Below are 11,964 nucleotides of genomic sequence, written 5' to 3' on the forward strand. Positions count from 1 at the left end.
ACTGGAGGAATAAGAGACACCAAAAGACCCGCTGAACGTGTCAGCGGGTCTCCAGATTAACGTCACGTCACTATCTTTTCGTAGCAGCGACATGACGTTATGAACGTATTTACGATCATCTTAGTTACGTGTGAACTCTTGTACCCAATATCCATTGTAGTAAGCCACACCAATTTGTGTATATTCTGCCTTCAAAATATTCTCACGGTGTCCCTGGCTGTTCATCCAGGCTTTCATCACTTCTTGTGGTGTTTGTTGTCCCATGGCAATATTCTCACCCGCATACGTATAAGTTACACCGAATTTTTTCATCATATCAAATGGTGAACCATAGGTCGGAGATGTATGGGAAAAGTAATTGTTCGTACTCATATCCTTCGCCTTGACTAAGGCTACTTCTGTAAGCTTCGCATTCGATGCGAGGGGCTTCAGACCTTTTTGGCTGCGCTCGTTATTTACAAGCTTTACAACCTCAGCTGCAAATTGGGACTTGCTCAGTTGTGCATCCGATCCTGCTGACTGGCCCGCGCCTGAGTTTGTGCTTTGTTTTTGGGTCTGTTGCTTGTTACTAGACTGCGAAGCCTTTTGGCTACCCTGTTTGGTTGTTGCTTGTTTACCGGATGAAGGATTTGCTGTTTTGTTTTTAGCCTTGTCCTTTTCAGAACCATCCTTAATTACGGTCTTTGTTATTGTAGTCGTCCCGTTGGACATATTGACGGTATATCCGTTATTTTGAAACCATTGTTGCAGTTGGGCAGTCAAATCGTCAGCTGGTGAAGCTGATGCCGGAACGATGAATCCTGCGGATAAAATGGCGCTTAGACTTCCCATCACCAGTGTTTTTTTCAACATATTCTTCATTTCGTCATCTCCTTGTTGTATAAATGCCTTGGTGTGAACGCGTCTGGTTACAACTTTGTAATCTTTACTCTAGCAGTATATCATGTTTTATAGAAGGATCAATGGTATAAAAGTTGGAAAAAAAATAGCCCCGCTCGGAATTGACCCATGCGGAACTAAGTTAAAAGTAGTGAGGCTTTAAGTATTAGATTGTCTTGTTATAGGCTGATTATCTAAGCTTTTTGCTGAAACGGTAGCCTTGCTTTTCAAAGCCGATTCGATTGTAGAATGCTCGGGCCTCTACTTGTTTGATGCGGTTATTCGCTCCGGTAATGAATAAATGATAGCATCCTTGCGCACGTCCCCACTCCTCACCACAAGCCACCAGGCGCTTGCCAATGCCCTCGCCGCGATACTCCCCGCTCACGACCAGCATGGTGATTTGTACGGCAGGATCAGGATAAGCCAAGCTTTGAGCCGTATGCATGCCGATTACTCCGACAACACGACCATCCATTTCTGCAACCATCATATTCGCTTGACTGTCCTCCCGCGTTGTTCCCATAACTTCTTTCATTACACCACAAGTCATCGGGTACCCGACTTCTCTTAGTAGTCCAGTTACGGCTTCGCAATCGCCAAGCTCTACGGAACGAATTGTCAGTACTGGAATCATCACATTGTTAGACATGATTTACCTCCACTTTCAGCATATTAGCAGCTTCTTTGGCCGTCTTCCGTGCTGTTTCCACATCTTCTGCAGCGCTAAGCGCTACAGCCATCCGGCGTCCCGGCTTGGTTTCAGGCTTCCCGAACACTCGCACCTGTGTCCGGGGTAGCAATAATGCATCATGCAGACCGCTTATTACAAAATCCCGCGTAGCCACTTCTGCCTTCAAAGTAGCTGAAGCTCCTGGTGTAAGCAGCGTGACGGATGGCACCGGGAATCCGAGAATGGCCCGCACATGAAGCGCAAATTCCGACAAATCCTGCGTGATCATGGTCACCATTCCTGTATCATGCGGACGAGGGGATACTTCACTGAATATGACGCCATCAGCTGTTAAAAACAGCTCTACGCCAAACAATCCGTAACCACCCAGTTCATCCGTAATCGTACGGGCAATGTTCTCCGCCTCCGAAAGCTGCTTGTCCGTCATGCCATGAGGCTGCCAGGATTCGACATAATCCCCATCTTTCTGAATGTGGCCAATCGGTGGGCAAAAAGTCGTACCCGAAACCGATCTGACGGTCAATAAGGTAATTTCGCTCTCAAACGGGACAAAAGCTTCAACAATGACACGTGTTGTTTTGGCACGCGCGCCTTCCAGCGCCGTATTCCAGCAGGATTCTGCATCTTCGAGTGCCCGGCATACAGACTGCCCTTTACCCGACGAACTCATCAAAGGCTTGACCACACATGGCGTGCCCAGCTCATGAACCGCCGACCGCAACTGGTCAAAATTATCTGCAAAACGATAGGCAGCAGTCGGAAGCTGTAATTTCTCGGCAGCCAGCCTGCGGATACCTTCCCGGTCCATCGTAAGACGGGCGGCACGGGCCGTTGGTACTACGTAAAATCCTTCTTGCTCTAATTCTTCCAAAGCACCCGTAGCAATAGCTTCGATTTCAGGTACAATTATGTCGGGCTTTTCCTCACGAATTAGTGCCTTCAACGCCTCAGCATCCTGCATATCCAGACAGTGAGAGCGATGGGCCACCTGCATTGCTGGAGCCAGTTCATAGCGATCAACAGCAATACATTCCACGCCAAGCCGCTGAGCTTCAATAATGACTTCTTTTCCCAATTCGCCGCTACCCAGCAGCAGCATCTTCTTAGCTTTGGCAGAAAAAGGAGCACCCCACATCTTGAACTCTTCCCCCTCTGACGAAATTGCTCTGATCTCTTTTCATCTTTATTTTCAGGGTTTAGCTCCAAGAATGCAATAGTGCTCGGCATTTAAATTTACAAAAAACACGATTTTTTGATCTTTTTTTTACAAAAATCTGAACTGTGCTTCCACCAGCCCCCGATATATTCCATGTTTTTTCATCAATTGTTCATGATTACCACTTTCTTGGATTTCCCCATGATCCAGTACAACGATATGATCAGCATTCCGGATGGTGGACAAACGGTGAGCGACCATAAACGAAGTTCTGCCTTCCAGTAAAACCTGAAGAGCCTCCTGAATTTTCAACTCCGTTTCCGTATCAATACTGGCTGTTGCTTCATCCAGGATAAGAATTCTCGGATTTGCCAGCAAGGCACGAGCAAAGGATAAGAGCTGTCGCTGGCCCATGGACAACATTCCCCCCCGCTCCTCTACCTCTGTTTCATAGCCAGCTGGCAAGTGAACAATGAACTCGTGAGCATTGACCGCCTTGGCAGCCGCTTCAATTTCTTCATCCGTTGCATCCAATCGGCCAAATCGGATATTATCGCGTATCGTCCCCGAAAAAATAAATGTATCCTGTAGCACGATGCTAATCTGGCTTCGCAAGCTCTCCACCGTGACATCACGCACATCATGACCGTCAATCGTAAGCCGCCCTGACGTAATGTCATAAAAACGGCTGAGCAGATTAATAATTGTACTTTTACCTGATCCGGTATGACCCACAAGCGCTATAGATTGGCCCGCCTCGACAGAAAGATTAATACCTTTAAGCGCCTGACGTCCCTTTTCATATTCAAAAATGACCTTTTCAAATTGGATATCGCCCCGAATGGACGGCAAGGCTTTTGCTCCCGGTTTGTTTGCAATATTCGGCTGTTCATCCATAAACTCAAAAATTCGTTCTGACGAAGCCATCGCAACCAGTAACTGATTATACATTTGCCCCAGTCGATTAATCGGTTCCCAAAAGTTCCCAACATAGTTAGCAAACGCAACCAGTAATCCCACCGTAAGCTGATCTGTCTGAATTAAATGCGCTCCAAACCAGAACAGCACAAGCGTACCAAATCCTCCGGTAATATCAATAAGTGGGCCAAAGACCTGATTCATGGCAGAAGCCTTATCCCACGATTTTTTGCTAGAGCTGTTCATATCGTCGAAATAAGCCATGTTTTCCTGCTCCTGCGTATACGCTTGTGTCACACGAATCCCCTGAATGGACTCATTCAAATGAGAGTTGATACGTGAGTTCTTCATACGCACTTCTTGCCAAGCACGGCGGATGCGTACGCGCAGCTTGGTCGAGATCAAAAACATGATCGGAACGGTCACAATTACCGCCAAACCGAGCTTCCAGTTAATAAGCAGCAAAATGACAATAATTCCGATAAGCTGTACGCAGTCAATCAGGACATTCACTGCACCGTTCGTAAAAAGATCCTGTAGCGAGTTAATGTCATTTGTCACGCGCACTAATACAGAACCTGCTGGTCTCTTATCAAAAAAGTTAAAGGATAGCTTTTGAATATGCTTGAATAAATCTTCACGCAAATCGTAAATAACCCGTTGACCGATAATATTGGTGAATTTAATGCGGTACGTGCTGGCTGCCCATTGAATTAAATATAACAAGAGCACAGCACCCGTGATGAGCAGCAGTAACTTTACGCTGGGCAGTGCAGGCCATGCGGGAGCAATTGCCTTATCAATGGCCAGACTGATCAAATAAGGAACGGTCAGCTTGGTAATAGTGCCGAGAATCATCATGACCAGAAGGATCGGCAGAATCTGACGGGCATAAGGCTTCATGTATGCCAGCAAACGTTTGAATTCTGACCAGTTAAACGGTTTGTCAATGACATCATCATCTTGATAGACAAAGCGTTCATTCGTTGGTTTTTTTAACGGTTTGACTTTTTCTGCGGGTATATTCATGGTCTCACCTGCCCTTCGGATACACCGTCTGGAGCCTGAGCTATGTAATCGGCGTATTGAATATGATACACATCCTGATATGGACCTGGAGTAGCAATGAGCTGTTCATGTGTTCCACGCTGGACGATTCGTCCTTCCTCAAGCACCACAATCTCATTGGCATGACGAAGTGAAGAGATTCGATGAGCAATTATAAATGTTGTTCGACCACGCATAACCTCTTGAAAACCGGTCTGTATTTCATGCTCTGTCTCCATATCGACCGCACTGGTAGCATCATCCAGTACCAGTATTTTCGGATTTTTGAGTAGTGCGCGCGCGATGGCGATCCGTTGTTTCTGCCCTCCGGACAATCCCAATCCACGTTCTCCGACGACAGTGTCATATCCCAGCGGTAGTTCAGTTATGAATTCATGTGCCTGAGCCAGTTTGGAAACGCGTATAATGTCATCCATACTGACATGACTTAAACCATATGAAATATTGTTGCGTATAGAGGACGAAAACAAAAACGTCTCCTGAAACACGGAAGAAATTTGAGCACGCAAATCGCGAATCTTCAAGTGACGTATATCCTTGCCATCCAACTTGATACTTCCTGCATTCACATTATAGGCGCGCATGAGTAATTGAATAATGGTAGATTTCCCTGACCCCGTACCTCCTAAAATTCCAACGACTGATCCCGGCGGTGCGTCTAAATTGATGTCAACAACAGCAGGGAGCTTATTTCCGTAAGCAAAGGTAACATGTTCAAACGTAACATGTCCTTCCACCTGATCGGCATCGAGTTTAAGTGCTCCGGCTTCATCGGTTACATCTATGGACTGATTTAGCAGTTCCAAGACCCTTTCACCAGAAGCTTTGGACTGCGTATAGTTATTGATATGAAAGCCAATGCTCCAGATGGGGCCGATAATATACCAAATTAAGCTAAAGAAAGCGACGAGCTGCCCCAAGGTCATTGACTTCTGAATGACCAGATACCCCCCCATGCCCAACAGCAGGACCACACTGACAGAAGCTATCAGTTCCATTGCGGGGAAAAACCGACTCCATAGGGAAGCAGCCTGAATTTGATTACTTTTGTATTGCTCATTACGTACTGAAAATTTCTCAACTTCATAAGATTCGCGGGCAAAAGATTTGACGGTTCGCACACCTGTTATATTTTCTTGGACCGCTGTCGTCAAGGCGCTAAGGGCAATCCGCATTTCCTGAAAGGTGGGATGAATCCGGGATTCAAACTTGAATGTGACGAAGAGTAGCAATGGCATGCTGATCATCGTAATGAGGGTGAGCTGCCAGTTAATATACAGCATCATCATAGAGCCGAATACGACCATCAGTAGCACATTGAGGAGTTGGGCAAAACCAAACCCGATAAAGTTACGAATTGCCTCCAAATCACCAGTCAGTCGGGACATGAGATCCCCCGTTTTGGCAGTGTCATAATATCTGAAGGACAGAAATTGCAGCTTTTCGTAACAAGCATTGCGGAGTCGGTACGCCAAGTAGTTACCTAGCCGTCCACCAAAAAAACCATGTAAAAATTGCATGAACCCTTTGATGATGACTACTCCCAGCACAGTCAGAGCCAGCGCCGGGACTTTCCCGAAGTCACCGGGGATGATAGCGTTATCAATTAGCCTTTGGAGCAGGTTCGGATACACCAGTCCCAGGGCCGTCGCTATCGCAAGGCATAAAATAGAAAGAAACAGATAGTGTCTCCTCTCGCGAAAAAAAACTTGCAGTTGCCTGAGCACTTCCATGTCAATGTCCCTCCATTAGTTGCACGACGTTGTTATATGGCTTAGTGAAGTTTACCATTCGCTTTCCAAGGGGGCAAAGAGGATAACAAGCCGTATTCAGGCAGGTTATCAATTGGTGGGTGATTAGACAAATTAAATCGCTTTCTTATTATTGAATATGGCTATTTACTCAGTATTGCTTTCTTTTTGGAGCATGCATAAAACACCGGGTTGTCCCACAACCCGGTGTCCTGAACTTAAATAAATGGTGTACTTATTTATCTTTACTCCAAAGCCGCAATCTTGCCAGCAAGCTCTTCCCAAACCTGTGGCTGCTCACCGCCCATAAGGGCATGCTCCATGCCACGAGTCGTCTCCAGCATTTGCTCTCGAAGCTGAGCTTTCTGCCACATTTGTTCCTCCTGCATCAGCGTAACGTAAAAAGAAGACATTCGTTCTCGTTGCTGATCCACAGCTTCCCCGATTCGCTGGCGTAATATCGGCTCCAGTTTGGTTTGTAGATTCGCTCGCCCAGTTCCTTCAAAAAATAGCTTTGGATTTTTAAAGCTATTCCAATAGTCCTTCCAATGAATAGACTCCTGCAGGGAAATTTCATTCAGCTCGGGAACAGCCCAGTTTCTGGATTCAGGAATCGGACAATCTAGTCCTTGCAACTGGTGGTTCATGTGTTCTACGCACTGTTGTATAGTCTTGTGTACCAAAATTTGGCCCGTTTTTTCCAGCCGGAGTGTGGTTGCCAGCAATTCCTGAGACAGCTCCAGTTCGATTAAACGCATCAGCTCACGACCACAAGATGCAAAAGCCGAACGAAGATCACCTACTCCTTCACGCAGAACAGATGGATGAAAAGCCTCTGCCATAAATTCTCCAGTCCGATAGGACAGCCTTTGACGTACATGATACAGCAATTCATCGGTTTCACCCGATAACACAGATGCACCGTTGCTGTCAGTCAGGCCTAGGAGCGTATGCTCCAATTCTCCACGGATGCGAGTTAATCGCTCTAATCGAATCTCACGTTCTTCCTCGCTATACCGGGCATCGGTTGCATGTTGCCCTATGCGGTTCCGCAGCCGACCCAGTTCCTGCATAGCAGAAGCAATGGACAAACCTGCCAGCTCTTCGGCTGCAAATGCTGAAAAATCATCTTCAAATGCATCAAAACGTGAAGCTGAACGCAGCGAAGCCTCTCCCTGTTCGGCAGCTTCCAACGCCAGCATACTGGAAAGCGGATAAATACGTGGTTTTCGGATTCCATTCACCTGTAGTTGTTCCTGTACATGCCGAGTAACAGAATGCAGTTCTTCTTCAGAAGAAGCCAGATCTGATGCATTAACTATAAAAAACGTCTGATCCAGCGCCAAGGTCTCTTTAACTCGACCTAGTTGGTTCAGGAACTGGCGATCACCTTGCGTAAACGCATGGTTATAATAGGTGACAAATACAAGAGCGTCCGCATGCTTCATATAGTTGAAAGTCACGCCTGTGTGTCGTGCATTCACAGAATCCGCTCCTGGCGTATCCACTAGCACGATGCCCTGACGGGTCAGAGCGCAATCATAATAAAAGTCAATATGCTCCACAAAGCATGATTTGTGCTCAGACGCAACAAAATCCCGATACTGCTCTAAATCCACCTGAAGCTGTTGTCCCAGCAAGCTTTCAGCTTCTTCCCATCCGGCTGCGGCAGCCTTCAAAAAACTATAATGAGGCCTACCCGCAGGATGGATGCCTTCCGGAGATAAAGCATGAACGGCTTCTTGCCAGCCCGCTGCCGCGGGTTCCCCCAATCCTAATAACCGAAATGAGTATTTAAGATCTTCCCGCAACGCGTCCACTGGTTTCATATGGACGTCAGCCGTGGCATGGCGCTCAGCACTTGCAGGCGCCATTATGCGGTTAACCGCCGCTGTCGTTGGATGCGGCGATACGGGCAACACAGCTTCACCCAGCAAAGCGTTGGCGAAGCTGGATTTCCCAGCGCTGAACGCTCCAAACAGCGCCAGCGTAAACTGCCCTCCCTCCAGCGCAGCGGCGCGGGCATGTAAATCCCGTACCGCCGCTTGCATGGCAGGGTACGGGCTTACCAGGGCAGCGGCAGCCTTCAATCGGGCCGCTGCTGCATCCAGCCGCGTGCGGCGGCCTCCGGCGGCAGGCTGTGCTGTCGCCGTTCCTGCTAGCGGCTGCCCCGATGCGTTCCGCGAGCCAGCGATGCCAGGACGCGCAACGCCCGTTGGCGCCGCAGCTAGCGAGACATCGCCGGTATCGGACGCCGGTGCAGGCGCGTCCGCACGGGGCAAGCCGCCTGGCGCGGACGCCTGCGGCAGCAAGCTGCGCAGCAGGCTGGCGTGCGAAGCCGAGGCCTGCACGCGGGTGCTGTAGCGGCTCGCCGCGTCCGTCTGCGCCAGCAGCACAGTGCGTGCATCCGCGAGAGCCGCGCGGCGGGCTTCGGCTCGCACTGCAAGCTGGGCCAGCAGCTGGTCTACCAGCGTTAGCGCCTTACGGCGACAATCGGCGGTCACAGCAGCGCGTAGATCCTTGCAATAGTTCAACGTATACTCCGGCGACAACGCATTTTCCTTCACCGTCTGCTCTACCAGTTGCCGGTCCGTCACAGGGCGGATGTCATCCAGCTCCTGCTCCATCGCAGCGGACCACAAACCCTGACTGTCACCCCAAGACCTCAGTAGCTCCCGTACATGGGGAAGCAATTGTCCCTCCACCTGATCAGTCAGCATTCCTGTCAGCCGTTCCAAACGGCTTTCCTTTTCTCGCTCAGTCTTTCCTCCTGCAAACCATATTCCTGTTTTGAAGCCCGGCTTGCGGCTCTCTAAGTATTCGCCTGCGGCTTCACGTAGCTCCGCTGGCGTCAAATGTGCGTGTTCCAGTAAATGATCCAGCTCTTGACGCAGTCGTTTACGCTCCTGCTCCGGAAGCACCTTCCAGTGTTCATCTTCTTGCTGCAAGGTTTTCTGCTCTATATCCAGGCGCAAAATGGCTTCTTCTCCACCTGCTTCTTTTAACAGTGTGTTCAGTTCCTCTTCTTCAGCTGCCTGCACAGTCTCCACGTGTTGCTCTACCAAATGATGCATAGAGGACACTAAACTGTATGCCAAAAGCTCTGTTTTTCGCTCCAGCAATTTCGGAATCAGGTACGTCAACTGTTTCCACTGGTTCCATGGATGATTCTGCTCCTTCAAGGAAGTAAAGAGGATATCCGTATAATGAACCTGCCAGGCATGAAAGCTGGTCTCCACCTCATTACGATAACGTGTAAATGAAAGCTCTCGCTCCCGGTGTTTATCGATTTGATTGATGATCAAATATAATGGCTTGCCCCAATCCGACAAACTTTTGGCAAAGGACAAATTATTTTCAGATTGGACATGATTGTAATCCATCACATAAAAAACAATATCTGCCCAATGTAAAGCAGAATGTGTCGCCAGCGCATGTCCGTGGTCTGTGGAATCTACGCCTGGTGTATCCAGCAGCACTCCTCCGCTAGATAATATCGGAACATCCTCCCACACTTGAACCGATTCATAGGCTCCACCATTTTTACAATACTCAGCAAGCTCGGACAGGGAGGCTTCCATGCTTTCCGGCTCTGGATTTTCCGCTGATTTGGCTGGATGAATGAGCGCTCTCGGACGTCCATAACGGATGGACACTACATTAGCGCTCGTAGGCACCGGTCCAGACGGCAGCACAGTTTTACCACACAGGCTGTTAATCAAGCTCGATTTACCCGCTGAAAAATGTCCACAAAAGGCAATGGTCAGCTCCTGCGCATATGCTTTTTCCAGCAGATCACCTATCGCCTTCGCTCCCGCTTCATCCTCGGCTTTACGCAATGTACTCTGTATCTGTTCTATCGTATCCAACCACTTTCCCGCATCTCCTGTAATCGTTTGCATCATAAGCTACGGTTCCACTCCTTATCACTTGTCTGCACCAAATAGCTATATTGTAGCATTCCTAAGCCGTTGTGAGAATCATCACATCAAAAAAACTAAACAGCGCTCCCCGCCAGTACCTGGCTTTAAGGAACGCTGTTTTCGTACATGATAATAATAAGTTCATTTTATACTGTCCAAACGGATCATTAGAAATAAGTATTTAGGCAACCGAATGCAATTTATCAAAGCCCTCAAAGAGCACCGACGAAGCAAGATATGTATACAACGGGTGAGCCTGCTCATCACGTACATTCACCTTTTAGAACATGGGGAACGCGACACCATAATTCAGGGTCAAAATGTATGCACACTTCATTGGAATGAGGCTCTATCCATATCAGGATGGTCTGCAAGGTTCGTGTATATATGCGCCTTCGGGCTGGTTAAACCAGCCGAGCCGCCTACACCGGAACATGCAACGCATGTCGTCCGCGAATTGAACTTAATTAGCTGCAGTCTCAAGCACTGGCAGCAAAATTTCAAATACTTGACCATGCTGTAAAATCGTAATTCCACGGGATTTGTCCTTCATTACGACCACTTCTGGCTTTTGTGACATACGCTCCAGATAATGTTCAGGTACATCACCGGAATGACTAACTGTGATTCCCTCAAGCTCGCGCTCTTCGTTTTCAGCAAATTCTGTTGTTACAATTTGCTCAAAAATATCAGAGAATGCTTCAAAATTGTCTGTATATACCGAAATGCACTTCATACTCTTCATCCTTTTCTACACATAAATGGTTAAACCCTCTGTTACTCTGTGGGTCTTTAAGCTCTACGTTCCTTATCTTTTCTGATAAGAGACGTTTTCATACGTTTCTTGCCTTCCCTGCACACATCAAGTAACGGACATACCTGACATTGAGGATTTTGAGCTTTACAATGGTAGCGTCCGAAAAAAATAAGCCTGTGGTGGGTCAAAGACCATTCATCCCTAGGTACCCTCTTCATCAGCTTTTTTTCCACCTCAAGCACTGAATCATCCCACCCTGCAAAACCGAGCCGTTTGGAAATACGCTCTACATGCGTATCTACCGCAATAGCTGGTACATTAAAAGCAGTAGATACTACGACGTTAGCCGTCTTACGGCCAACACCGGGTAGCTTAACCAGCTGATCGTGCTCCGAAGGTATCTCTCCCCCGTACTGGTCTATTAAAATACGACAGAGGTTATGAATATGCTTGGCCTTGTTTCGGTACAAGCCGATTCTGCGAATATCCTGCTCCAGTTCCTCAAGAGGAACAGCCAAATAATCCTCAGGTGACTTGTATTTTTGAAACAGGTCTGCCGTTACTTTATTGACCATCTGATCGGAGCATTGAGCAGACAATAACACGGCGATCGTTAATTCAAAAGCATTGTCATGGTTCAACTCACAATGGGCATCCGGAAACATCGTACCGATGGTGTCCAATATATGACGTGCGGTTGCTGCATTCACGGAAATCCTACCTCCTACCAAAAAAAACGTCTTGATACGGGATAGCCCGCATCAAGACGGTCACTCTAAATAATCATCCGGAAAGAAACGAATACTATTTGTGCATGA

General features: G+C 47.7%; 8 protein-coding genes. All 8 read right to left on the reverse strand.

Annotation, left to right across the window (positions count from 1 at the left end):
* Positions 1–120 precede the first annotated feature (120 nt).
* The 8 genes from NSS66_RS08000 to nth all read right to left on the reverse strand — a co-directional run bounded on the left by NSS66_RS08000 (position 121) and on the right by nth (position 11,856).
* Entirely contained in the window at positions 121–861 is a 741-nt protein-coding gene (locus NSS66_RS08000) for a CAP domain-containing protein (RefSeq protein ID WP_028540689.1), read from the reverse strand.
* A 208-nt stretch (positions 862–1,069) separates the two neighbouring features.
* Positions 1,070–1,531, reverse strand: coding sequence for a GNAT family N-acetyltransferase (locus NSS66_RS08005; RefSeq protein WP_013310623.1), 462 nt, complete (start codon positions 1,529–1,531; stop codon positions 1,070–1,072).
* Positions 1,524–2,708, reverse strand: a complete 1,185-nt coding sequence (gene purT, locus NSS66_RS08010; RefSeq protein WP_071558575.1) for a formate-dependent phosphoribosylglycinamide formyltransferase — start codon at positions 2,706–2,708, stop codon at positions 1,524–1,526. Before purT ends, NSS66_RS08005 begins: the two co-directional genes overlap by 8 nt.
* A gap of 129 nt (positions 2,709–2,837) precedes the next feature.
* Positions 2,838–4,676, reverse strand: coding sequence for an ABC transporter ATP-binding protein (locus tag NSS66_RS08015; RefSeq protein WP_068942685.1), 1,839 nt, complete (start codon positions 4,674–4,676; stop codon positions 2,838–2,840).
* Entirely contained in the window at positions 4,673–6,448 is a 1,776-nt protein-coding gene (locus NSS66_RS08020) for an ABC transporter ATP-binding protein (protein WP_340958733.1), read from the reverse strand. Before NSS66_RS08020 ends, NSS66_RS08015 begins: the two co-directional genes overlap by 4 nt.
* A 263-nt stretch (positions 6,449–6,711) precedes the next feature.
* A complete protein-coding gene (locus tag NSS66_RS08025; RefSeq protein ID WP_340958734.1) occupies positions 6,712–10,371 on the reverse strand; it encodes a dynamin family protein in 3,660 nt (1,219 codons plus the stop codon).
* Positions 10,372–10,852: 481 nt separating this feature from the next.
* Positions 10,853–11,125 carry a hypothetical protein gene (locus tag NSS66_RS08030; protein ID WP_013310628.1) on the reverse strand — a complete coding sequence of 91 codons (273 nt, stop codon included), beginning with the start codon at positions 11,123–11,125 and terminating at the stop codon, positions 10,853–10,855.
* Positions 11,126–11,181: 56 nt separating this feature from the next.
* The gene (gene nth / locus NSS66_RS08035) at positions 11,182–11,856 is read right to left on the reverse strand and encodes an endonuclease III (RefSeq protein ID WP_023989081.1); all 675 of its coding nucleotides are present in this window, start codon (positions 11,854–11,856) and stop codon (positions 11,182–11,184) included.
* Positions 11,857–11,964 lie beyond the last annotated feature (108 nt).

The sequence above is a fragment of the Paenibacillus sp. FSL R10-2748 genome (assembly GCF_038005565.1).
Taxonomy (GTDB): domain Bacteria; phylum Bacillota; class Bacilli; order Paenibacillales; family Paenibacillaceae; genus Paenibacillus; species Paenibacillus polymyxa_B.

What these genes read in the sequence shown, in the direction of transcription:
- NSS66_RS08005 (WP_013310623.1), bottom strand. Translation starts at nt 1,531, where the DNA reads ATGTCTAACAATGTGATGATTCCAGTACTGACAATTCGTTCCGTAGAG.
- NSS66_RS08000 (WP_028540689.1), bottom strand. Translation starts at nt 861, where the DNA reads ATGAAGAATATGTTGAAAAAAACACTGGTGATGGGAAGTCTAAGCGCC.
- NSS66_RS08025 (WP_340958734.1), bottom strand. Translation starts at nt 10,371, where the DNA reads ATGATGCAAACGATTACAGGAGATGCGGGAAAGTGGTTGGATACGATA.
- purT (WP_071558575.1), bottom strand. Translation starts at nt 2,708, where the DNA reads ATGTGGGGTGCTCCTTTTTCTGCCAAAGCTAAGAAGATGCTGCTGCTG.
- NSS66_RS08030 (WP_013310628.1), bottom strand. Translation starts at nt 11,125, where the DNA reads ATGAAGTGCATTTCGGTATATACAGACAATTTTGAAGCATTCTCTGAT.
- NSS66_RS08020 (WP_340958733.1), bottom strand. Translation starts at nt 6,448, where the DNA reads ATGGAAGTGCTCAGGCAACTGCAAGTTTTTTTTCGCGAGAGGAGACAC.
- NSS66_RS08015 (WP_068942685.1), bottom strand. Translation starts at nt 4,676, where the DNA reads ATGAATATACCCGCAGAAAAAGTCAAACCGTTAAAAAAACCAACGAAT.